We start from the raw sequence: 23,601 nt of genomic DNA on the forward strand, positions 1-23,601 counted from the left end.
CTCCCTTGATTCAATCGATTCACAGCACCGCCTGCGCGCCGGCGATGGTGATCAGTGCACCAGAGGTGTAGCTGGCCGTGTCGGCGGCCAGCATCACGTAGGCCGAGGCCAGCTCGGCCGGCTGGCCCGGACGCCCGAACGGCGTCTGCGAACCGAAGGTCTTCACTTTTTCCTCGGCCATGCCGGCAGGAATGAACGGGGTCCAGATCGGTCCGGGCAGTACCGCGTTGACGCGAATGCCGCGCTCGGCCAGCAGCGAGGCCAAACCCAGGGTCATGTTGGCCACCGCACCCTTGGTGGTGGAGTACGGCAGGATGCTGGGCGTTGGATCCTTGGCATTGACCGAGGCGGTGTTGATGATCGAGGCCCCTGGCTGCAAGTGCGGCACCAGTTGCTTGATCAGGTAGAACGGGGCATGGACGTTGGTGGCAAAGGTCCGGGTCCACTCGTCCAGGGTGATCTCGTCGAAGGACTGGAAATAGCGCTGATAGGCCGCGTTGTTGACCAGCACATCCAGCCCGCCGAACGCTTCCAGCACGCCGGCGGCCAGGGTTTGGATCTGCGCCGGGTCACGCAGGTCGCAGGGAAACGAATGGCCCTGGACGCCGGCGGCCTTGATCTGCGCAAGGATGTCGACTGCATCGTCCTGCTCCTCGGGCAGGTGCGCGATGGCCACGCTGGCGCCTTCCCGGGCAAAGGCAATGGCCACTGCCGCACCGATGCCGCTGTCGCCCCCGGTGATGAGCGCGCGCTTGCCTTCCAGGAGCCCGTGGCCGACGTAGCTGTCCTTGCCGATATCGGGCACCGGATCGGTCCTGGCACTCTTGCCGGGGAAGGGCTGCTGCTGCGGCTTGAATGGAGGACGCGGGTAGTCGGGAATCGGCATGCAATGACTCCAGGGAGAAAGGCAAGAGCGTGCCGGGGCTGCGGACAGGAGCAGGTGAACTGCACGCGCTGCCCCCGTGTACGCGGCATGAACGTTCCGCAGTCCCGGCGGGCGCCTACTTGCCGGTTCTGGACGGCGCTTGGACCTGCACCCAGGTGGGGGCGTGGTCACTGGCTTTTTCCAGGTCGCGCACCCAGCGGTCCACGCCTGCATCGCGCAGGGCCGCGGCCAGCACCGGATTGAGCAGCAGGTGGTCGATGCGCAGGCCGCGGTCGCGCTGCCAGTGCTGGCGGAAATAGTCCCAGAACGTGTAGATGCGGGCATCGCCATGGACCTGCCGCAGCGCGTCGGTCCAGCCCTGGGCCAGCAGCTCGGCGAAAGCCTGTCGACTCTGCGGCTGCAGCAGCGCGTCGCGGCGCCAGCCCTTGGGATCGTAGATGTCCGCGTCGGTGGGCACCACGTTGTAATCGCCGATCAGCGCCACTGGATGCGGCAGCTCCACCAGAGTCCTGGCATGGCGCGCCAGTCGCGCCATCCACCGCAGCTTGTAGTCGAACTTCGGCCCCGGCTGCGGATTGCCGTTGGGCGCATACAGGCAGCCGACCACGATGCCGTGGATCGCCGCTTCGATGTAGCGGCTTTGCCCATCGCTCGGGTCCCCGGGCAACCCACGCCGGCTCTCCACCGGATCCTGTCCGCGCGCCAGCAGGGCCACCCCGTTCCAGGCACGCTGGCCCTGCCAGATCGCGCCGTAGCCGGCCTGGGCGATGGCTGCCTGAGGAAAGGCCTCCTGGCTGCATTTGAGTTCCTGCAGGCCGACGATGTCAGGCTGCTCGCGCTGCAGCCATGCCAGCAGGTGCGGCAGGCGCGCGCCGATCCCGTTCACGTTGTAGGTGGCGATCTTCAACAGCCTGGCCGGCATGACGTGCTCCTCGCAGTCCCCCACCAAGTTGGGCGGGCGGTTCTGCGCGCAGCGTGAAGGCTGTGGCCGGCAGGACCTCACCGTGCATTGATCCACCGGTGCGCATCGTGGCCCTTCCGTTTCCAGGCAGGCTCACCATGACCGACCACCCGCCCGACCTGCGCTACCAGCCATATCTGCAGGCCATGGCCGTGCCCGGCCCGCACGAGGCGCAGGTCGCACAGGAACTGACCGAGGCGCTGCTGTCCATCTCCGAGCAGACCTGGCGCGACAGTCACCACGCGCTGCGCAGCGTGCACGCCAAGCGTCATGGCCTGCTGCAGGCGCACCTGGAAGTCTTGCCCGACCTGCCCGAGCCGCTGCGCCAGGGGTTGTTTGCCCGGCCCGGCCGCTTCGAGGCGGTGCTGCGCCTGTCCACCACGCCAGGGGACCTGCTGCCTGATCGGGTCTCCACTCCACGCGGCGTGGCGCTGCGTGTGTTTGAGGTGCCGGGCGAGCGCCTGGAAGATTCTGAAGCTCAGCGCGGTCAGGACTTCATCATGGTCTACGGCCCGCGGTTCAACGCGCGCGATGGCAAGGCATTCCTGCGCAGTCTCAAGCTGCTGGCCATGACCACCGACCGGGCCGAGCGCGCCAAGGAGCTGGGCTAGGCGTTCCTGCGCGGCACCGAGCGCGCCCTTGAAGCCGTCGGCGGCCAAAGCGCCACGCTCAAGGCGATGGGCGGCGAGCCGGCGCACCACATCCTGGGCGAAACCCTCTACACCCAGCTGCCGCTGCGCTATGGCCACTACGTGGCCAAGTTGCAGCTGGCACCGGTGTCGCCGGCGCTGCTGGCCCTGCGCGATGCACCGATCGAGCTGAAACAGGACAACGCACTGCGCGAGGCGGTGGCTGCCTACTTCCAGCAGCACGAAGCGGTGTGGGAACTGCGTGCACAGCTGTGCACCAACCTGCAGGACATGCCGATCGACGATCCCACAGTGGAATGGGGCCAAGCCGCCAGCCCGTTCGTTCCCGTTGCCCGGGTAAGCGCTGCACCCCAGGCAGGCTGGAGCGAGGAGAAGGCCCGCGCCATCGACGATGGCACCGGCTTCAGCCCGTGGCATGGCCTGCAGGCGCACCGCCCCCTGGGCGAGCTGATGCGCGTGCGCAAGCTGGCCTATGCCTCCTCACAGGCCTTCTGCGGCTCGCGCAACGGCATCCCGATGCAGGAGCGACGCTGCCCGGCGTGATCAACCGCTGCACGTCCAGGGATGGATTGTGCTTGCACCGCGCATTGCCCCACCCGCCGGTAACGCGCGACTCCGCACGAACCCCTGCAACTGCGCAGCTTCGGCATCCGCGCGTTCGAGGAGCGCCTCGGGTTTTGCATCGCGCCATCTTCTGAAGAATGGCGCGCGCAGAAGCATTGTTTATGCCAGGTATTCTTGAAGGCAAACCCAGCTAGATGCCAAGGTATGCCCGCTTAACTTCTTCATTGTCGCGCAGTGCCCAGCCTTCCCCGGAGTGGGTGATTTCCCCGGACTCCAGTACGTACCCGATGTCCGCCAGAGCCAGCACCGCGGCCGCGTTCTGTTCCACGATCAGGATGGTGATCCCCTCCTGCTGGAGGCGCTTGATGACTTCAAAGACCTCCGAGACCAGAAGCGGTGAGAGCCCCATGCTCGGTTCGTCCAGCAGCATCAATCTGGGTTTGGCCATCATGGCACGACCGATGGCCAGCATCTGTTGCTGTCCGCCAGACAATGTCCCGGCCGGCACTTTACGCTTGTCCCGCAGCACCGGAAATATGTCGTAGATGTGGTCAATTTCACGGCGAACGGCGGACCCTTTTTCGGTCCGGCTATATGCGCCCAGCACAAGATTGTCCTCAACGCTCAACGGCGCAAACACTTGACGACCCTCCGGAACGTGCGCGATGCCGTCGGCGACCCGTTGCGCCGGCTTGATTCGACACAGGTCGCGGCCTTCAAAAATCATCTCCCCGCCACTGGGCGCCTGCAATCCGGAGATGGTCCGCAGCAAGGTCGTCTTCCCGGCTCCATTGCTGCCTACGAGGGCCACCAGTTGGCCCTTGCCGACCTGAATGGACACATTCCGCAAGGCGGCGATACGCCCATAGTGGGCACTCACACCCCGCAACTCCAACAGAGGTTGCGCATCGGCTTTGATGCGTGTGACCGAAGTACCTCCCAAACCCAGCGGTGGTTGGGCCTGGGCCGTAATATGCGAACGCAAAAGGGCGTACTTCTCGTGCGCCTGTTCGCCAAACAAGGGATCCTTGTTATTGGCGAAGGCATCGTCGATGGCCTGCCAGTCCGACCCTGTCAGATGCTCGCGTGCCAACCGAAACAATTGGTCCTCCTCCTGGCGCATATGCGCGCGCTGAAAACCAATGTAATCATCAGCCAACTTGGCGTACGTGCCCAGATCCAGGTTCCCATCAGACAGCGCGGCCCGCAGGCGACCCAGCCGCTGCGCCTCTTGCTGGTGCTGCTGCTGGAGATCAGCGATCAGGGTGCGCGCGTCATCAGTGCGCGCGAGCAGCGCCGTAAACAGGTATCTGTCCTCCTTCGGGTGGTGCACCTGGTCGATATAGCTCTCCAAGTAATCCAATTCCAGCTCCACCAGGCCTCGTTGTAGCACGCCACTTTCACGCGCTGCGCGTGCAGATTCCTCCAGGACATTAAGGATCTGCCACATACCGCGATGTTCCGCCTGAATCTTTTCCAATGCCTTAATCATCATCGCTTGCCCAACCCATTCGGCTTGCTGGTTATATGGCGCTGCCCAGATAGGCTGCCACGACATCCGGATTGCACCGCACCTCAGCCGGCTTCCCCTCGGCGAGCTTCTTGCCATAGTTGATCACCAAGATATGCTGAGAGATTCTCATCACCAGCTTCATGTCGTGTTCAACCAATATTATGGTCAGACCGTCTCCGCACAGCTTCTCGATCAGGCTGGTTAAATCCGCCTTCTCCGATGCCCCCAGACCGGCGGCCGGCTCATCGAGCAAGAGCAGCTTCGGTTCGCAGGCCAGCGCTCGAGCAACCTCCAGACGTTTGAGCGCGCCATACGGCATCGAGCCGGGGTGGTCGTTTATATAGCCCTGCAGGCCCACGTATTCCATCAGCTCGGCGGCCCTGTCGCGCGCCTCCCGCTCGCCGTCGCGGATGCGCGGCAACCGCAACACCGACGGCAACAGCCGACTTTCCAACTTGAGATGCCGGCCCAACATGACGTTCTCCACCGCGCTCATGTTCATGCAGACCTGCGGGGTCTGGAAGGTGCGCCCCAGACCCGCACTAACCCGGGCCTGGACCGGCTTACCTATCAGGTTGTCTCCAAAGAAGCGGACCTCGCCGTGTGTCGGCTGATAGATTCCGGTAATCAGATTCAAAAGGGTCGTTTTTCCCGCACCATTGGGGCCAATAATGGAGTGTATGGAACCTTGCGTGATCCCAAAAGACAAACCGTCAATGGCACGCACGCCTCCAAACTCCTTGCTCAGAGAAACAACTTCCAGCGCGTTCAACGCTTGATCCTCCGCCAGATATTCACCAACGAAGGCTGCAAGCCTCGCGGCATGAACATCATCACACCGATGAGGATGAGGCCAAAAACCAGCGTCTCGTATTCCTCAACGACAGTCAGCACCTGCGGCAGAAGAGTAATGAGAGCGGCGCCGATGATCGCGCCCACCACAGAACCCAGACCGCCGACCAACACCATCAGCACGAGTTCAATGGAATGCATGAAGTCAGCAAGCGATGGCGAAATGAACCCTGCATACAGTGCAAGAAACCCGCCCATTAATGCAGCCACCAAGGCCGACAGGGTAAACACAAGAAGTTTACTCCAGGGGACATTTATTCCCACCGAGCCAGCGACCGCATCCGGGCCCTCCAAGGCACGCAACGCTCGCCCCAACGGGGAATTGATCAAGTTGGTCGACAGCCAGAAAACCAGAAGCAGCAGAATGGCAACCAGCCAGTACCAATGTGCGGGGTCGGTCAGGGTGACGGCAAACAGCTCCAATCCAGGAACTGCCATGCCTTCAGGCCCACCGGTGAGCCAAACTTCGTTGCTGATCACCAGATAGATAATCATACTGAGCGCCAACGTCGCGAGTGCAAGATAATAGCCCTTCAGACGCAGGATTGGCCGTCCCACTATAAAAGCGATGAACGCGGCGCCGGCCGCGCTACCCAGCAGTGCCAAAGGGACCGGCCAGCCATAACGCGACGACAGGATGGCTGTCCCGTATGCGCCCAGTGCGACGAACCCTGCATGGCCCAGACTGATTTGTCCGGCGTAACCCATAAGCAAATTCAGGCTTATCGCGATAGTGGCATTGATGCAAATCATCACTGCCACGTGATAGTGAAACCCCGACTCTAGCGCCAGTGGCAGGAGAGCCAGAAAAATAGCCAGGACCGCAACATTGACGACCGGCCGCCGTAGAAATATCCCAGCAGTACTGCGTTGGTTTTCATTTTTCCCGCCAGTGGAGGCGACATTTCGTTTTACCTTTACCTGCGTCATCAAACACGCTCCCCAGCCCGAGCAATGCCACCAAAAAGACCGCGGGGCATAAAGATCAGAATCAATATAATCAATAAATAGGCTATTGCGTCCTTATAATCCGAGGAGCCGTAACCCGCCATCATGGACTCAGCCACGCCCAGGACCAGACCGCCGAGCAAGGCACCGCGAAAACTGCCCAGCCCGCCCAGCACAGCTGCCACGAACCCCTTCAAACCCAATACCAGGCCCGCAGCTGAATGGGTGAACGCGATTGGCGCGATCAGCACCCCCGCCACAGCTCCCAACAGCCCGGCCAGGCCAAAAGTGAACAGTTGCATTCGTCCAGTGTTGATGCCCATCAGGGTGGCCGCGTCGCGATCCAGCGAAGTCGCAACGATCGCCTTCCCCGTCAGGCTGCGGCTAAAAAAATACGCCAACAGCACGACCACCACTGCGGTCGATCCGATCACCCATAGGCTCTGCGGCACGACCGTGACGCCTCCTAGCCGTATGACCTCGTCACCGCTAAACGATGGCAACGAATAAAAGCCCTTGCCCCACACCAACTCAGCAGCGCCGCGTAACACCAAGCCGACACCCAGCGTGATGATCACCAGCCCCAGCGGTCCGGCTTTGCGGGCCGGCTCAATGGTGAACTTGAACATCAGCAATCCCACCAGCCCGCCGGCGAGGACCCCGAGTGACAATGCCAGCGGCAGCGGCAGGCCAGCGCCCAGACAGGCGACGGCCGACATGCCACCGAGCATCTGCAAATCCCCTTGGGCAAAGTTCACCACATGACTCGCGTTGTGGACAAGCACGATGCCCAGGCCAATCAGGCCGTACATGGAACCGATGGTCAAGCCAGTAATCAAATACTGAAAGAACTCAGACATAGATATAACTTCCTGCGTGATTTCGCTGCCGCTGGAATCTCCAGCCGTCACAGCGACTAGACCCGATCACCGCTCCGTAGCACCAAGTTTGGACCGGCCCCGGCAACGATCGCCGAAGCCGGTCCCACATACAAAGATCAGCCCCCGAAGTCATACCTGGCAGAGAACTGAAGCCGCGTCTGATTTCCTTCTGCGCCATCGACGAGCTCCCGCGCACCATGCTTGACCTCAGCGCCGACCGTGACAGCCTTCGTCGGTGAGTACAGAAGATTGACCAAGGCGCTCCAGGACTTCTCAGAGAGCCTTTCACCGTCAAGATCTGCGTTTTCCATGCCAAAACCTAAATTCGTTCTCCACTGGGGACTGAAACGGTGTGCGATGCCCGCATTGAGCGACACATGCTTCACAGCGTCGATTTTGGAGCCGTCGTCCGCGACCTCCACATCTGGCGCAAACGCCAGTCCGGTGTAACGACCTACCCCGCTACCAGCCAGGGCCATGAATTTCAGGCTGGTAGCGTCGCCTAGCGGCACATTACCGGCCACACCAATGCCGTAACCTGTTGCGGTCTCCCCGCTCAGAGTCGGCGTGGCCGTTGCACCAAAATTCGCCACCCTTCCATCCACCTCGAGCCGCCGCAAAATCCCCGTGACCGCGAGTTGGGCTTTACCCGCGTTGAACGAATAACGGGCCACGAGATCGGGGACCACCCCATTAGTGTATTCGCTCTTCAGGCTGGCCAGCGATGTATCAGAGCCGCTGACCTGAGCGGTCGTTGTAGGGCGCTCCAGGGAGATGGCAAATGGCCCGCTCGTATAACGGATTTGCGGCTGACGCGGCGTGAACATACCCTCGCTAAGAGCAAAGAAATTCAGCGACTCCAAAATGGCCGGTCCAAATAGCCCTGTGCTCCAGGTCTGCCCAAAACCCCATGAGCCGTACTGGAAGTAAGCATGACGCATGTTTACCCCCTGGTTGTTGGTGGTGCTGGTCCCGTTCAACACCGCCCGACCCGGGCCAAAATCCATCTCTATCAGTCCCTTTAACGGCGTTCCCGTGCCTACGTCGGTATCTGTCCGGAATGAAAAGCGCGACTCTTTTGCATGCATGGTCAGGCTCTCCTCAGAGTCCCGATCCCCTATCGGCGTAGCGCTAGGGACATAAAAGTCCCGCAGCTCTTCTGCCGGGAAATTGCCATCGCTTGTTCGGACCGCAATCGTATCAAGCTTGATGAAACCGTCCATCGTGATGGTCGTGTTTCCCATCTTGAAGCCGTTCTCCTGCGCCATCAGCGGGGCCGAAGCGAGCACTCCCGCACAACTCGCTGCTGAAACGCCAGCTGCAAAAATTCTAGACATAAACATAAATTTCCCCTCCCTATCTATTGGTTAAGTGATTCATATACCGCTTAGCCACTTACTTATCCCCTGCTTTACTTGCGGCCCTCCGCCGCCTAACCGAGACCGCTGCCAGTCAGTCAATGAGGACGAAACCACCGTTGCGGATCTCAACCATTCGTAGACTGCTTTGCTCAAACACACCTCCGTGGTTATTGGGAGCAAACGTAAGGGTGCTGGTCACGCCTACCAGGCCGCGGGTCTTCTCCAGGGCATCGCGGATCGCGGCAGGATCGGTACTTCCCGCACGACGGATGGCGTCCGCCAGCAGAACCAACGCATCGTGGCCATAGCCGGCAAAGGTATTAGGCACCCGGCCATAACGATCTTGGTAGAGCTTTCGGAATGCCATGCCCAGCTCACGCTCCTTCGAACCCTGCGGCATCTGTTCCGCTACGAGCATGGTCGGCGCATTCATACGTATACCCTCGGCGGAGCGTCCCGCCAGGCTTGGAAATTCGGGAGCTGCCATCGAATGGCTCATGTATAGCGGCACCTTGATCCCCAAAGCAACGCGATTGCGGGCCACAATGGCCGGTTGATTTCCTGCATCCAGGTTGATGATGGCCTGCACCTCCTTGTTACCGCGAATGCGGGTCAGCTGCGCGGTCATGTCAGAGTCCCCGACAGCATAGGTTTCGTCCATGACGATCTTGATCTTGAATTTTTGCGCCTCCTCGATGAATATTTCTCGCGCGGCGCGCCCATAACCTGTGGTGCTGGAAAGCAGCGCAAGCTTTGCAATGCCTTTCTCATTCATATGCTTGTAGATCACCCTGGCGGACATCACGTCGCTCTCGGTGACGGAGAAAAGCCATTTTTTTACCGGATCGGTGAGGATGCGCGCTCCCGCCATCGTGATCTGGGGCACGCCGTGACGGGCAGCCAGCGCCTCCATCGCCAAGGAACTGGCAGTGATGCTGCTGCCCATCACCGCACTCACACGGTCCTGGGTAAGGAGCCGCTGCATCATTGTCCTGGCTCGCTCAGCGTTGCTGGCGTCGTCGTAAAGCACCAACTCCAGCGGGCGCCCGAGCACACCACCTTTCTTGTTGACTTCTCCTACCATGAACTCGAGCGCATTCTTCTCGGGCTCGCCGAGATAGGAGGCGGGCCCGGTAACCGACGTGACCGCCCCTATTCGGATCGCATCCTTGGCCGTGGCCGGTATCGCGGTGAAACCCAAAACCGCGACGATAGCTAATGTCACATATCTGGCCCCTTTGGCCAGGTCCATCAAAGATTGAAGTAGCAGTTTCATTCCTATCCTCCCTTAAGGTCATTGTCTTCAAGTAGACAGCTTGCGTGCATGTCAGCACCGCCACATCGGTGCCTTATCCTCCCCGCGATCAAACGACTCATTTACGTTACAAAGTGGCCTCCTGTGGAGCAGCCCGTGGTAGATCTTGGTCGCGCCCTCCGACATGGGCACCAATCGCTGGACTTGTGGCTCGCAAAGCATCCATCTCATATCTCTAGCAACTTCGCCTGCGTAAGCCCGAGCCCGTCGCGCGCCATAACCAAGCCCACTGCCAGCCTGGGAAAACCTCCGCGATGTTCTCGGGACCACCGAGAAATAGCTTAATTGCCGGGACCTTCCCAAAGCGTCGGATTTGCATGCTTTGCGGTAATTGCGGTTATCAAATCTTGACTTCTTGGACCAACTTTGGCATGTCCGCCGACTGCTTGCCATCGTCTCGTTGCAGGCATGGTTACTTTATGCACCATGCCCGGGTAACAGGGCAGCGCGACCGGCGCATGCTGGCATGACTAGGGATTTTCTGCTGGGATTTCTCTAATGCCAACGTGACCGCTGCTTCCATTCAGTCTACGAGAACGAAGCCGCCGTCCCGAATCTCAAGCAGACGCATCCCTCGATTCTTGAAAATGCCGCCGTGGCTATTGGGACCGTAGGTGAAGGTACTGGTCACACCCACCAGATCGCGGGTCTGCTCAATCGCATCACGAATTGCGGCGGGATCAGTGCTGCCCGCCCGGCGAATCGCGTCTACCACAACCGTTACGGCATCGTGGCCATAGCCTGCGTGCATGTTCGGTACCCGGCCATAACGCTTCTGATAGAGGCTCCGAAACGTCATTCCCATGTCGCGAACCTTCGATCCCTGCGGCAGTTGCTCGGCAACAACCATGGCCGGTCCGGGAACCCGAATACCCTCGGAGGCCCGTCCAGCCAGTTCCGGGAACTCGGCAGCAGCCTGGGAATGCAGGGTATAGAGTGGCAATTTAATCCCCAGGGCAGCGTAATTTCGAGCCACGATCGCCGGCTGATTACCGGCATCGAGATTGATAATGGCCTGGACGTCCCGATTGCCGCGAATGCGGGTGAGCTGTGCACTCATGTCCGAGTCGCCCGCTGCATAGGTTTCGTCCATGACAACTTCGATGTTGTATTTTTTTGCCTGCTCTATGTAAGTCTCTCGTGATGCACGACCAACACCTGCAGCACTGGAAAGCAAGGCAATCTTGCTGATTCCACTTTTCTTCATGCCCTCATAAGACACCTGGGCGGCAATCACGTCGCTTTCGGGGATGGTGAACAACCATTTTTTTACCGGATTCGTGAGCACGCCTCCCCCAGCCAGGGCGACCTGTGGTACGCCGTGGCGGGCCGCCAGGGTTTCCATCACCATGGAATTGGCGGTGAGGCTACTGCCGATCACCACGCTCACCCGATCCTGGGTAAGCAGCCGCTGCATCATGCTCCGGGCTCGCTCCGGGTTGCTGGCGTCATCATAGAGCACCAGCTCCAGCTGGCGTCCAAGGACACCACCTTGCTGGTTGACCTGTTCGATCATCAGTTTCAGGGCCTTCGACCCAGGGTCCCCGAGGAAGGATCCGGGGCCGGTGGCCGACGTCACCGCCCCTATGCGGATGGGATCCTTGGCAATGGCGGGCATCGCGATGAAACCCAAGGCCGCGACTACGACTATAGAGGCACTGCCAGCCCGTTTGGCCAGTTTCGTTAGAGATTCCAGTAGGTTCATTATTATTGCCTTTTTAAGGTCAATCGTCTTTAGGAGAACGCTCGCATGTAGCTCGAGGCGTACATCACCGATTTTTGACGTTCGTCCCTGAACCAGGCGCTTCGTTTCCTTGTCTCCTCAACGCTAGAAAATCAACAATGTGCTGACTGCGCTGGCCAAAAGCCTCCCCTCCACCTTCAGGGATGCTTCCAGATAGGCCGTCCGTCGACCGACCCGCACCACTTCCGCGCGCGCCTCCGCGGTCTCCAGATGGAGCGGGCGGTGGTATGTCACAGACAGACTCACCGAAGTAAAGCCTTCAGCGTTCTCCAGGCGGGACGCGAGGGCATAGCTCATGGCTGCGTCACAGGCTGCTGCAATATAGCCGCCCTGCACGACGCCATTACCGTTGAGTGCACGCTCGCGGGGTAACCAAATGAACCGAGCAATACCGTTCTCCGCTTCCAGGAGCTCCAGGCCAAGATCTCCATTACAGGGGACGACGACCCCCGAATCCATATCCACCAGTAATGGGTGTCTCATGACTGTTCCGCAATCAGGCTCAGGCCTCTTCCATCGTCCAAGGGACAAGGCTCGGGTTATCCAGAACCCAACTGCGAATATCCTTCTTGCGCAGCTTCGAGGAGAGGGTCTTGGGCAAAGGTTCGTCGACGAACAGCACGAGCTTGGGAATTTCCGGCTTTCCCAGCCGTCCCGCGCACACCTTTAGCACATCCGCTTGCGTCAAATCCGCGCCCTCGCGCGCCCTGACCACCGCCACCACAGCCTCGCCCCATTCGGGATGTGGCACGCCAACCACGGCAACTTCCTCGATATCTTCATGCAGACTCAATACCGCTTCGACACTGGATGGAAAAACATTCACTGCACCAGTGATGATCAAAAAGCTCTGTCGGTCAAGCAGGTAGATATAGCCGTCTTCGTCCCTTCGTGCGATGTCGTTTGTCCGCAGCCAACCATCACCCGGAAACACCTCCGCGGTCTTCTCTGGCAGGTTGAGATACTCCTTCATGACCGGGCCACGCACCCACAGCTCACCCGGCTCGTTAGCCGCCAGTTCCATCCCATCATCGCTGCGGATGCTTAGCTCAAAATGCACCCGACAACGACCGACGGACTTCAGCCGCTCAGGATGATCCGCCAGCGCCTGGCGGTAGTCCTTCGGAGTCATGATCGTGATCCAGACACCGCCAGCCTCGGTCAATGTGTAGGACTGCATGAGGTCACAATCGAAGGTCTCGCTGGCCTCGCGGATCAACGCTGGGCTGGCTGGCGAGGAACCAAACAAAATCAACCTTACCGACGAGAAATCGTAATTACCGGTGGCATATTCCCGGGCGACCCAACGCATCATGGTGGGGACCATGAATACGTTTGTGACACGATAGCGCGGAATATCCTGCAAGAACTCCGCAAGATTGAAGTCACCATCGGGCAGCACATGGGTCATGCCGTTGGCCAGCCCCCACAGGTTCAATACAACCACGATCCAGGCGGAAGCACCGGGAACGTAGAAGACATCATCCGTGGTAAATCCGGTGGATACCACGTCCTGTATGATGGCGTCATGTAATCCATGATGGGTAAGCACCACGCCCTTTGGGAGACCGCTGGTGCCGGAGGTATAGCTTACGAGCAGGGCGTCAGCGGCAGCGATAGCCGGATACTGCGGCACATCACTGACACCTCGCTCGATCACGGCTTCGTAATCCAGCTCCAGCCCGTGATCGCCGCCAAAGCCGATCACCAGAACGTTTGCCCTGGCAAGGTCCGGCAACAACGGCTCGATCATCTCCCTGCAGCTGGCTTGGACGATCACCGCCCTTGCGTTGCTGTCCTTGAGAACGTGGCGCATCTCCTCCGCAGCGTAGCGCCAGTTGAGGCCAACTCGCACTGCACCCATCTTCATGCAGGCGAAGAAATGCTCGTAGACCTCGATGGTCTCGTGGGTCAGAATGGCAACCGTATCGCCCTGACCGACACCCAGTTGCTGCAGCGCGGCGGTAAGCTGATCGGCGCGCCGGTTCATTTGCGACCAGGTCGCCGAACGGTCGCCGCAATGATAGGCGACCTTGTTCGGAAAATTCTGCGCACAACGTACAAGCAAGTCGCGAGGCAACATTGCTACCCTCCCATGATGTCACGGGCCTTAAAGGGGCCCGCCTCCGCCAGCGTCGTCGCTGGCTGTTTATTATTCGGCGACGAACAACAGTTCCTCATTATCGATCTGCGCCCGTACCCGCGCCCCTGCCATGATCGAGTCGGCCTCCACCGACAAACGACCTAGCAACCTGGGGCCCTCGTCCAGCTGCACAATCACTACGTTGTAGGGCGCGGGCAGGTCCTCGCGGTAACTACGATGGTAGGTCGCCCGTGCCCGCACCTCTCCGCGGCCGGCACTGGGCTCCCAGCCGATGGTGGACTCCGGACAGTGCGGGCACAGACCCGCGCCGTACGACAAGGCCCGAGCGCAAGTGTCACAGCGCAGATACAGCAACCTGCCCCGGTGCAATCCCTGATAGAAGGGATGATCCTTGACCAGCAAGCTTTCAACGCTCATAACATTATCTCCGGCGGGCCAGCTTCACAGGCGCGGCTCCGACCCGAGCAGCAAAGCGGCGTGATAGTCGAGGCAACCGCCGTTGCCCGTCACCAGTTGCAAAGCCACATTATCGAGTTGGCGTTCCCCGCCCTGGCGTCGAATCTGGATCAGGGCTTCAGCCAATGGCGTCATCCCCTGCAGGTAGTAGCCTGACAGATGCCCGCCACCTGTATTACAGGGCAATCGACCGCCGGGTGAAGTCTCGCCCGCCTTGACGAAGGCCCCCGCAGTACCTGGCTCACAGAAGCCGTACGCTTCCAAGCCAAGCAGCGTCGTGATCGAGAAAGCCTCGTAGAACTGGCAGGCCGCAATATCCCCAGGCTCTACTCCAGCCATGTGGTAGGCAATCTGACCAGCAAGCCTGGCACCCAAGGGCGGCAAGCCACCCTGCGCCTCGGCCTGCGCCGCGCTGCCCGCGTGCCCCTGGCCCATACCGTGAACGTAGGCGGGCCGCTCGGTGAGGTCCGGGGCACGTCGAGCCGAAGTAACCACCACTGCGACGGCACCATTGACCGGATAGGCGCAATCCAGAACCCGAAATGGCTCCACCACCCAGGGAGATGCCCGATACTGCAGAAGATCCAGAGGCTTGCGCAAGAACGCCTGGGGGTTGCGCATCGCCCATGCCCGATCGGCCACAGCCACCGCACCCAGGCAGTCTCGGTCCAGGCCGTAATGGGAAAGGTACTCATCGGCAGCCAGAGCATAAGCACCAGGCGCCCCATAGAGACCGCACCGCGCCTCCCACCCCGGAATGCCGCTGATTGCCAGCGGCGCTGCAAAGGCCTGCCCCCCTCCCTGTGACTGGACGGGCGTGTCGGCAAACACACACACCACGGTAGCAGCCATCCCGGCTTCAATGGCACCGGTAGCATATTGAATCATCTGCACCGCAGAAGAGCCCTGCCCTTCGATACCCGAAAGAAGGCGCAGGTTCGCCAGCTGAAGGTCGTCCTGCAAGGTCAAGGGCATGCTGTCCGGATCGGCCAACGGACTCCGGTTGATCAACAGGCCATCAACATCGCAAGGACGCAGCCCAGCGTCAGCCATGGCATCGCGAACCGCGTCGGCAGCCAGTTTCCGGGAACTACCGATCGATTCGCGAGAGAGCTCACTGAGCCCCAGCCCGACGATCGCCGACTTGGCACTCCCTTGTTTCCCCATTACCTCCCCCCAAGCTGCTTTCAGCACAAAACTCCGGCCGACCAGAGCGCTAGCGGCTCAGGTCGACCCCACTACGACTTTATTTTAAATTATGAAGCCCAACGTGGAAAGCGGCTCGGACGCGTGAACCAACATGACCTTCTTGGAGAACATCTTGAAGTCGCCGGCGTCGCCCGCCCGCAGGCCGTACTCTACCCTTCCGGGCCAGACCTCCATTTTGTGAGTGGACTGGGCACGAAGCTCATAGAGTACGAAGTTGGCACCCACCCGGTACTCACGAGCGCCTGATTTGACGGGATCTTCGACCGCCTCAATCTCGATATTCGACAGCACCCGACGCATGGGGGAAACTGGCAGCTGGGAGTGACGCATTCCTGTCTTGAGCTGAGCGATGCGAGTCGCCAGGCGCTGACGGTTGTCAGCGGTCACAGAGACCTGAAAACCACCTCCCTCTTTATTGTCGCCCGTGGGCACCCAGTAGTACATGTCGTCATCGACCAGGGCTTCCCATGCCTCATAGCGTGATTCATCGGCCAACCGCGCCTCGCGATAGAGGAAGGCCTCAATCTGACGCTGCTCATCATTTGACACTAATTGCATTTCGGCTCCTTCTTGGACTCTCTGTTCGGACGATTCATCGCCCTTAACGACTCATGACGCTCTGGTAGTGACGCCAAAAGCCCCGATTGGTCGTTTCGTCGGTAATGTGTCCGATGATCGAGCCGTCCTCACGTGCTTGTTCGCGCTCTTCACCGCGGCTCAAATCCAGCCAGGCCCGACCATCGGCCAGCGCCATCTGCTGCCGCTCAGCGATAACCCCGTCATCGGCCAGCAAGAACGCCGAAGGCCCCATCGCCGCTTCTGACTGACGCAAAATGCGGTCATTGAGCGCGTCAGAGACATCACCGAGCAACAGAGGCGTGTGCCATTGCACGCATTCGTTGGGGCCGGCGGGCTGAAAAATTACGATATTCATTTCACCCAGGAACAGGTTCGGAAAGATCACCGCATGCGGCGGACCTGCGCGCAGGATTTCGTGTGCGCGCTCATGCCCATAGGCATCCTCCAGCTGCTTTACGTAGTCTGGGAAGCGGGAGGCGTTGGGAAGACCCAGCCATTGGCACTCGCTGGTGTAGCTCGGCGCAAAATTAAGCTCGGTGTGACCATTGCCCCAGTCGATGGTTTGGGACTTGACGTCGTCCTCGGCGATCATCGTGGCTTCGTCATACTGCGAACGAATGACCTTGGCGAAGGAGGCGTGCACGTAGTTGACGTGGTAGCCGTCGGTATCGTTCTCGGGCAACATTTTCCAGTTGGCGGCAAACTTGTGCTTCACCCAGCCCGCAGTCAGCCGCAGGTCGCCGGAGGGCGACATCTCGACGGCGCGGTCAAGGGCGTCTGTCGCGTTGCCGAGGTGATCAGCCAGGGTGCCGGCATCGGGATTGAAGCTTGCGAAGACAAAACCCCGGTAGCTCTCGACCAATGGCAGGGCCTGCAGGCCGAAGCTCTCGCGGTCCTTGGTAAAGCCTTTCGGGTACGGCACATCGAGCAGGCTGCCGTCCAGGCCGTATATCCAGCCGTGGTAGGGGCACATGAAGTTCTTCGCCTTGCCCGTCTGCTCACTGCACACCAGGTTGCCACGATGGGCACAGCGGTTCTTCAGCACCATCAGCTCGCCACTCTTGCCACGCACCAGCAAGACCGGCTCTTCGCCGATATTGCGCCGCACGAAACTGCCCTTTTCGGGAATTTCCGATTCGTGGCCAACGTACACCCAACCGCCGTAAAAAATCCGCTCCAGCTCGTCGCGGTAAACCGCCGCGCTGGTGTAGAGGGAACCGTGCACGCGATCCCTGCGGATCAGATCACGATAGTTGGGCACCTCGTCAACATTGATCGCGGGAATTGGTAATGACATGACGTTCTCCAGATGTAATCTAAATTTACCAAGCAACCGCTTGGTCAAATTAGTCAATCACGAAATCCGGGGTGAGTCAAGAGCAACCGCAGGGTCGGCAGACCCCGTTGCCCGGCGCCCGCTGAATGGCCCGATCGAGCAGCCAGCGCCGCATGCCGGCTATGTTCCGAGCGCTTCGGGCCTGGCTGGCGGACCAGCTGCCGCGTCGGCACGCACGATCAGCCCAGGCCTGGTGATATCGGCCCCTGGCCCGATCCGGGCGGCCGGGATCGAACTGCAGGTGGCCAGCCCCGGCAGAGCCGTACCGCCCGCCGGGGGGATCGCCTGCCGGGGGGATGTGGACCCAACGCGCGCTCGATGGGGATGCGCGCCAGTCGCGGGTCCACTCCGCCGGTCCACCACGCAAGCGCCTCCCGCAAAGGCCGGACGGCGCAGCAGCCGGCGGGTGACCGCGGGAGCATGAACCGCGGCTGATCGATGCCACGCCCGGCCTGCAGGGAGCACGCCAGCGGTCGTGCCGCCGCCCTGCATTGGTCGCACGGCATCCAGCACCACCACAGCGACATCGGCCATATTAAGCCCGCAACAGCGCCAGGCCGGCGGGATGTGGCTCCCCTCCAGGCTCGCCCAGGCGCTGTACCCAGCAAGCAGGTCGGGCCAGCCCGACACGTTGGAGCGTTCGAACCCGTAACCGACGTCGCATCACGCGGTGGCGTTGAATCCCGACAGAGAAAAGCAGTCGTCGCGACGAGCGACCGAAGCTCAAAAAGCCGCATCAATCATGCGACAACCGGCTTGACATGCGGCACTCGCGGAAATCACCCGGTCGTGGGGCATCCGCTTCACATCCTGAAGAACCACGTACGGCTTAATCTGACTCCAGATATATCACTGAAAGGAGCATCGAAAATGAGCTGTGAGAGATTGAAGGAGCATGTCGCCCTTGTCACCGGAGGCGGCCGAGGGATCGGCAAGGCCATTGCACAGCGCCTTTATCAGGAAGGCGCCAACGTGGTCATCTGTGGTACGTCCGAGGACGTGCTGAGGCAGGCGGCTGAAGAAATTGCAACCGAAGATCGCCAGGTGATGCCGATCGTGTGCGATGTCTCCAATGCCGGCCAGATAAAAGAGCTGGTGGGCAAGGCGCGGGAGCGCTTCGGCAAGGTCGATATTCTGGTCAATAACGCCGGCATCATGCTGCGGCACATCGGGCTGGAGCGGGCGGCGCGCCCGTTCTACGAGCTGGACGAAGCGGACTGGGACAAGGTCATGTCCGTCAACGTCAAGGGAATGTGGATGTGCGCCCGTGAGGTCTTCCCGGACATGCGTTCGCAGAACTGGGGCCGCATCATCAATATCTCCTCTGACACCGTATACATGGGGCGCGGCAACGGCCTGCAGTATGTGACCTCCAAAGCCGCCGTCGTGGGTCTTACCAGGGCCCTTGCCTTTGAAGTGGGCCGATTCGGCGTGACAGTGAATGCAATCTCTCCTGGTCTGACCCAAAGCGAAACGGTTCAGGAGCACGACTTCAAGCAGATGAGCGAGGAGCTGGCAAAGGTGTCGGCCATCCCAAGGCTCGAACATCCCCAGGATCTGGCAGGCACCGCGGTCTGGCTTGCCTCCGAGGACGCCAGCTTCGTCACCGGCCAAACGATCAGCGTCTCCGGAGGCTTGAGCCTGCACTGAGCGCGCTGTTTGGCGTTTCAGGGCCCCGGCCAGCCTTGGCGGGTGGCTGGCCGGGCTGCGAGGCACCCGGTTCGGGCTGTGGATCTGTCCACCCGAACAGCGACGCAAGCTGTACTCCGACCTGCGCGCGCCGCGAAGCACTGGCCGACGTCGCCCCATGGAACCGGCTTGGGAGCGACCACTGCGGCTGCGAGAACTCCCGGAACATGTGCTCGATCAGATGGTCGCGCCGGCATGAAAACGTGGGGATACCTCAGACTCTGAACCTATTTCGACAACTCCTTCAACTACGTTAAGGTTGCGACTAAAGCATCAACTGCAACCAAGCACTCGTCCACTCGAACGTTGTTGATCTGCACGCGAGACCCGTGAACCTGGTGATGCCCACCTTCGAGTCTGGAAAGCGGGACGCCTTTATGAGCAGCTACTATCCCAGCGGTATTGAAATCTCGTAGCGGCACGGAATACGTCCTCTTAAATTCATCAACCGTCTGCGCAGCAGCGGCTCGACCTGTAAAATATGTAGGGTGCGCCCGATATGCATTGAACAACGTAGCCGCACTTGCATCTGACAAAGCCTCAAACGCAGTTGCCGGACCCATATTTTGCGTCAGCCGATTCCCGACAATGACATGGATCTTTGGAACTGATAAACCATGATTATGAGCCTGGGCCGCAAAGGTCCAAGAGCCGTAAATTGGATGGGGCGGCACTTGCCCATGTAGCAGGATAAACATTGCATTAGCAGCAACACGAGAAGAATCATCCGCGTTTACTGGAGTAACCAACCTATCTGCAGCCGACATCGCCAGTTCTGTATAAATCGCAAAGCTGGGGTTTGTATCAATCAAGACAAGCCACTCGCTACCATCTTGAGCAACAACGCTTTCAATAAACCTCCGAAAGATTTGGTGAACCCACAGCCATGGACGCATGGTTGGAGTTAGTGCCGGAGCGCCGGCCGCCTGAGTGATTGCAGGTGACATTGGCTCAAGATTTCCATCGCCGCAAAGCAGAAACAGGTTCTCCGGCATGTTTGGATTGTGGGAATTCACATCAACCAGATAGTCGAATGGATTCGGCAAGGCCGCACCTGACCCGCCCGAGATCACTGTGCTCAGATAGCCAACAACGGTCTTCGGCGTCGCATGAGTGCACAAACCAAGGACTGCGTCCTCGCCGTTCGTTCCACCGCCGAGAAGCATCATGCTTGCATTCGACTGCGGACAAAGATCAATTACCAAGACCTTCTTTTCCGGATTAATTTCGGCATAACGAGAGGCGACATGAAAGGTAATGGTACTTTTTCCTACGCCGCCCTTGTTATTCCAAACCGCATAGCTTTTAACTAACGACATGACCCATCCCAAAAAATTTCATGATTACCACGAAAGACCTCATCACTACATCACACCCGAAGCCCCAATCCTATCGGTAGTACTCACCCACACTTCGAATACCCACAATTCAGACACGTCGCACACCCGTCCATGATCACCTGGGCCTTGGTGTTGCACTTGTGGCACATGGTGGCGCTGGGCGGGAAGCTCGCGCCTTCGCCGGTGACGGCGATGTCCTCTTCGTGGTCGGCCGTGCTGTTGGGGATGGGCGGGGGCGCAGAAGCGACCCCTCCCCGGCCCTCCCCTTCGCTGCGCGAAAGGGAGGGGGCAGCCGCGGCATTGCCGGGGACTGCTGTTACTTCAGGGTTTTTTTTTGAGCGGTCTTCGTACTGCTTGCGCTTTTCGGCCAGCATGGCGCGGGTGTGGTCGCTCATTTCCGGGTCGTGCAGCAGGCCGATGGACTTCATGTGTTCCTCGACGATGGCGCCCAGCTCGGCCACCAGCGAGGGCATGTACACGCCGCCGGCCTTGAAGTAGCCGCCGCGCGGGTCGAACACGGCCTTCATCTCATCGACCACGAAGGTCACATCACCGCCCTTGCGGAACACGGCCGACATGATGCGGGTCAGGGCCACGATCCACTGGAAGTGCTCCATGGACTTGGAGTTGATGAAGATCTCGAACGGGCGGCGGTGCTCGTGCTCGGTGCCGGCGTTGAGCACGATGTCGTTGATGGTCACGTAGAAGGCGTGCTCCACCATGGGCGACTTGATCTTGTAGGTGCTGCCGATCAGCACGTCCGGGCGCTCGATGCGCTCGTGCATCTGGATGACTTCGGCCTTCGGCAGCTCGGCCTCGGCGGCGGTGCGGCTGACCGACTCGGCAGGCACCTGGGGCGCGGCATCCCGCGCCTTGTCTTCTGGGCTTAGCACTGCGTAGCCCTTGATTTTCTGGTCGATCTTGATGGCCATGGCCTGGTGTCCTGAATGCTTTGGATGATGCGAAGAAACTGAAAGGGGCCGGCGGCGCGGGTTGTCAGAACTTGCCGTAATACCCTTCCTTCAAGGCATCGAACAGGTTGGCGGCGGTGTGCATCTCGCCGTCGTATTCGATCTGCTCGTTGCCCCTGGCTTCGACGAAGGAGCCGTCCTCCAGCTCGAAGCGATAGGTGGTGTTCTCAAGGTCGGCTTCCTTGACCAGCACGCCCTGGAAGGCGGCCGGGTTGAAGCGGAAGGTGGTGCAGCCCTTCAGACCCTGCTGGTGGGCGTAGCGGTAGATGTCCTTGAACTGCTCGTACGGGTAGTCGGTGGGGACATTGGCGGTCTTGGAGATGGAGCTGTCGACCCATTTCTGCGCGGCGGCCTGGACATCCACGTGTTCCTTGGGATGGATGTCGTCGGCGGCGATGAAGTATTCGGGCAGTGCGGCGTCGGGGTCCTCGGCAAACGGCATGGCGCGGGCGTTGACCAGCTCACGGTAGGCCAGCAGCTCGAAGGAGAACACGTCGACCTTTTCCTTGGACTTCTTGCCTTCGCGGATCACGTTGCGGCTGTAGTGGTGGGCAAAGCTGGGCTCGATGCCGTTGGAGGCGTTGTTGGCCAGGCTCAGCGAGATGGTGCCGGTCGGGGCGATGGAGCTGTGGTGGGTGAAGCGCGCACCGACCTCGGCCAGTTCCTCGACCAGGTCCGGAGCCACGGTGGCGATGCGCTGCATGTAGCGGCTGTACCTGGCGTGCAGCACCTTGCCTTCGATCTGCTGACCGATGCGCCAGCCGTCCTTTTCCATCTCCGGGCGCTGGCGCAGCATGGCCGCGGTCACCTCGAAGCGCTCTTCCATGATCGGGGCGGCGCCCTTTTCCCGGGCCAGGGCCAGGCCGGTTTCCCAGCCGGCCACGGCCATGTCGCGGGCGACCGCTTCGGTGAATGCGCACGACGGCGCGCTGCCGTACTTCATGCGCAGCATGGTCATGGCCGAGCCCAGGCCGAGGAAGCCCATGCCGTGGCGACGCTTGCGCAGGATCTCGTTGCGCTGCTGTTCCAGCGGCAGGCCGTTGATCTCGACCACGTTGTCGAGCATGCGGGTGAACACGCGCACCACTTCCTTGTATTCCTCCCAGTCAAAACGCGCCTGGTCGGTGAACGGATCGCGCACGAAGGTGGTCAGGTTGACCGAGCCCAGCAGGCAGGCGCCGTACGGCGGCAAGGGCTGCTCGCCGCAAGGATTCGTCGCACGGATGTTCTCGCACCACCAGTTGTTGTTCATCTCGTTGACCCGGTCGATCAGGATGAAGCCCGGCTCGGCGAAGTCGTAGGTGGAGACCATGATCATGTCCCACAGGTGGCGGGCGCGGATCTGCCCGTACACCTTGCAGGCGACCAGGCCGTCGTCGCGGCTGATGTACTGGTCGGCATTGGGCCATTCGCGCCAGACGACCTTGGCCGGGTCGGTCAGGTCGAACTCGGCTTCCTCCTTCCTGCTCAGCGGGAATACCAGCGGCCACTCGGCATCGCTGTCGACCGCTTGCATGAAACCGTCGGTGATCAGCAGCGACAGGTTGAACTGGCGCAGGCGGCCGTCCTCGCGCTTGGCGCGGATGAAGTCCTTCACGTCCGGGTGCGACACATCGAAGGTGCCCATCTGCGCGCCGCGGCGGCCACCGGCCGAGGACACGGTGAAGCACATCTTGTCGAAGATATCCATGAAGGACATCGGGCCGGAGGTGTATGCGCCGGCACCGGCGACGAAGGCGCCCTTGGGCCGCAGGGTGCTGAATTCATAGCCGATGCCGCAGCCGGCCTTGAGGGTCAGGCCGGCTTCGTGGACCTTTTCCAGGATGCCGTCCATCGAGTCGGTGATGGTGCCCGAGACGGTGCAGTTGATCGTGCTGGTGGCCGGCTTGTGTTCCAGCGCACCGGCGTTGGAGGTGATGCGGCCGGCCGGGATCGCGCCGCGGCGCAGCGCCCACAGGAAGCGCTCGTACCAGTAGCTGCGCTTTTCGGCCGTGGGCTCGGCATCGGCCAAGGCCCGGGCCACGCGCTGGTAGGTGCCGTCGATGTCGGCGTCGATGGCCACGCCCGCCTTGCTCTTCAGGCGGTACTTCTTGTCCCAGATGTCCTGGGACGCCGGCTGCATCGGAATGACACGTGCCGGTTCTTCTTTCTTGACCGCCTCAAGGCGCACCGTGCTCATGGGTTGAAGCTCTCCCTAGTGAAAATGATGCCGCCGCGCCGCAAGGGCACGGGAGCGAAAGTG

20 protein-coding genes and 1 pseudogene are annotated in these 23,601 nt (G+C 60.6%); 3 read left to right on the forward strand and 18 right to left on the reverse strand.

Annotated elements, in window-relative coordinates; genetic code table 11:
• Nucleotides 1–19: 19 nt before the first annotated feature.
• Nucleotides 20–886, reverse strand: a complete 867-nt coding sequence (locus D9R12_RS02920) for an SDR family oxidoreductase (protein WP_122227846.1) — start codon at nucleotides 884–886, stop codon at nucleotides 20–22.
• 133 nt (nucleotides 887–1,019) lie between these two features.
• A pseudogene (xth, locus tag D9R12_RS02925) lies at nucleotides 1,020–1,808 on the reverse strand (exodeoxyribonuclease III); the annotation flags it as partial.
• Nucleotides 1,809–1,945: 137 nt separating this feature from the next.
• Here xth and D9R12_RS02930 point away from each other — a divergent pair.
• Together D9R12_RS02930 and D9R12_RS02935 are read left to right on the forward strand one after the other, a co-directional pair.
• On the forward strand, nucleotides 1,946–2,458 hold the full coding sequence (locus D9R12_RS02930) for a catalase family protein (protein ID WP_147475042.1): 513 nt from the start codon (nucleotides 1,946–1,948) through the stop codon (nucleotides 2,456–2,458).
• Nucleotides 2,459–2,524: 66 nt separating this feature from the next.
• Complete coding sequence (locus D9R12_RS02935; RefSeq protein WP_122227854.1) at nucleotides 2,525–3,040, forward strand: catalase family protein; 516 nt, start codon at nucleotides 2,525–2,527, stop codon at nucleotides 3,038–3,040.
• 211 nt (nucleotides 3,041–3,251) lie between these two features.
• Here the strand turns inward: D9R12_RS02935 and D9R12_RS02940 are convergent, their stop codons facing one another.
• The 13 genes from D9R12_RS02940 to D9R12_RS03000 all read right to left on the reverse strand — a co-directional run bounded on the left by D9R12_RS02940 (nucleotide 3,252) and on the right by D9R12_RS03000 (nucleotide 17,320).
• On the reverse strand, nucleotides 3,252–4,553 hold the full coding sequence (locus tag D9R12_RS02940) for an ATP-binding cassette domain-containing protein (RefSeq protein WP_122228765.1): 1,302 nt from the start codon (nucleotides 4,551–4,553) through the stop codon (nucleotides 3,252–3,254).
• 31 nt (nucleotides 4,554–4,584) lie between these two features.
• Nucleotides 4,585–5,346 carry an ABC transporter ATP-binding protein gene (locus D9R12_RS02945; protein WP_043290666.1) on the reverse strand — a complete coding sequence of 254 codons (762 nt, stop codon included), beginning with the start codon at nucleotides 5,344–5,346 and terminating at the stop codon, nucleotides 4,585–4,587.
• Entirely contained in the window at nucleotides 5,343–6,356 is a 1,014-nt protein-coding gene (locus D9R12_RS02950) for a branched-chain amino acid ABC transporter permease (protein WP_210538921.1), read from the reverse strand. The genes D9R12_RS02945 and D9R12_RS02950 overlap by 4 nt, the downstream gene beginning before the upstream one ends.
• Complete coding sequence (locus D9R12_RS02955) at nucleotides 6,356–7,234, reverse strand: branched-chain amino acid ABC transporter permease (protein ID WP_122227860.1); 879 nt, start codon at nucleotides 7,232–7,234, stop codon at nucleotides 6,356–6,358. Before D9R12_RS02955 ends, D9R12_RS02950 begins: the two co-directional genes overlap by 1 nt.
• Nucleotides 7,235–7,371: 137 nt before the next feature.
• Nucleotides 7,372–8,598, reverse strand: a complete 1,227-nt coding sequence (locus tag D9R12_RS15990) for a DcaP family trimeric outer membrane transporter (protein WP_244671925.1) — start codon at nucleotides 8,596–8,598, stop codon at nucleotides 7,372–7,374.
• 109 nt (nucleotides 8,599–8,707) lie between these two features.
• On the reverse strand, nucleotides 8,708–9,892 hold the full coding sequence (locus tag D9R12_RS02965; protein ID WP_052299810.1) for an ABC transporter substrate-binding protein: 1,185 nt from the start codon (nucleotides 9,890–9,892) through the stop codon (nucleotides 8,708–8,710).
• A 562-nt stretch (nucleotides 9,893–10,454) separates the two neighbouring features.
• A complete protein-coding gene (locus D9R12_RS02970) occupies nucleotides 10,455–11,636 on the reverse strand; it encodes an ABC transporter substrate-binding protein (RefSeq protein ID WP_122227864.1) in 1,182 nt (393 codons plus the stop codon).
• A gap of 123 nt (nucleotides 11,637–11,759) precedes the next feature.
• Nucleotides 11,760–12,158, reverse strand: a complete 399-nt coding sequence (locus D9R12_RS02975; protein WP_043290668.1) for a PaaI family thioesterase — start codon at nucleotides 12,156–12,158, stop codon at nucleotides 11,760–11,762.
• A 19-nt stretch (nucleotides 12,159–12,177) separates the two neighbouring features.
• The gene (locus D9R12_RS02980) at nucleotides 12,178–13,758 is read right to left on the reverse strand and encodes a class I adenylate-forming enzyme family protein (RefSeq protein ID WP_122227867.1); all 1,581 of its coding nucleotides are present in this window, start codon (nucleotides 13,756–13,758) and stop codon (nucleotides 12,178–12,180) included.
• A 69-nt stretch (nucleotides 13,759–13,827) separates the two neighbouring features.
• A complete protein-coding gene (locus tag D9R12_RS02985; protein WP_122227870.1) occupies nucleotides 13,828–14,196 on the reverse strand; it encodes a Zn-ribbon domain-containing OB-fold protein in 369 nt (122 codons plus the stop codon).
• Between the two features lie 24 nt (nucleotides 14,197–14,220).
• Nucleotides 14,221–15,402: a thiolase family protein gene (locus D9R12_RS02990; protein WP_014161604.1), complete on the reverse strand. Its 1,182-nt coding sequence runs from the start codon at nucleotides 15,400–15,402 to the stop codon at nucleotides 14,221–14,223.
• Nucleotides 15,403–15,486: 84 nt separating this feature from the next.
• Nucleotides 15,487–16,002: an aromatic-ring-hydroxylating dioxygenase subunit beta gene (locus D9R12_RS02995; RefSeq protein ID WP_014161605.1), complete on the reverse strand. Its 516-nt coding sequence runs from the start codon at nucleotides 16,000–16,002 to the stop codon at nucleotides 15,487–15,489.
• A 43-nt stretch (nucleotides 16,003–16,045) separates the two neighbouring features.
• Nucleotides 16,046–17,320 (reverse strand): aromatic ring-hydroxylating oxygenase subunit alpha, encoded by a 1,275-nt coding sequence (locus D9R12_RS03000; protein WP_043290670.1) that lies wholly within the window; start codon nucleotides 17,318–17,320, stop codon nucleotides 16,046–16,048.
• Between the two features lie 909 nt (nucleotides 17,321–18,229).
• On the opposite strand from D9R12_RS03000, the gene D9R12_RS15675 reads away from it, so the two are divergent.
• Nucleotides 18,230–19,009: an SDR family NAD(P)-dependent oxidoreductase gene (locus tag D9R12_RS15675; RefSeq protein ID WP_170159119.1), complete on the forward strand. Its 780-nt coding sequence runs from the start codon at nucleotides 18,230–18,232 to the stop codon at nucleotides 19,007–19,009.
• A 287-nt stretch (nucleotides 19,010–19,296) separates the two neighbouring features.
• On the opposite strand, the gene D9R12_RS03010 is transcribed toward D9R12_RS15675, so the two are convergent.
• The 3 genes from D9R12_RS03010 to D9R12_RS03020 form a co-directional block, all read right to left on the reverse strand.
• The gene (locus tag D9R12_RS03010) at nucleotides 19,297–20,367 is read right to left on the reverse strand and encodes a ParA family protein (RefSeq protein WP_122227876.1); all 1,071 of its coding nucleotides are present in this window, start codon (nucleotides 20,365–20,367) and stop codon (nucleotides 19,297–19,299) included.
• 83 nt (nucleotides 20,368–20,450) lie between these two features.
• On the reverse strand, nucleotides 20,451–21,320 hold the full coding sequence (locus tag D9R12_RS03015; RefSeq protein ID WP_122227878.1) for a TSCPD domain-containing protein: 870 nt from the start codon (nucleotides 21,318–21,320) through the stop codon (nucleotides 20,451–20,453).
• A 64-nt stretch (nucleotides 21,321–21,384) separates the two neighbouring features.
• Nucleotides 21,385–23,538, reverse strand: a complete 2,154-nt coding sequence (locus D9R12_RS03020; protein ID WP_014161610.1) for an adenosylcobalamin-dependent ribonucleoside-diphosphate reductase — start codon at nucleotides 23,536–23,538, stop codon at nucleotides 21,385–21,387.
• Nucleotides 23,539–23,601: the final 63 nt, after the last annotated feature.

The sequence above is a fragment of the Pseudoxanthomonas spadix genome, from assembly GCF_003703395.1.
Classification (GTDB): Bacteria; Pseudomonadota; Gammaproteobacteria; order Xanthomonadales; family Xanthomonadaceae; genus Pseudoxanthomonas_A; species Pseudoxanthomonas_A spadix.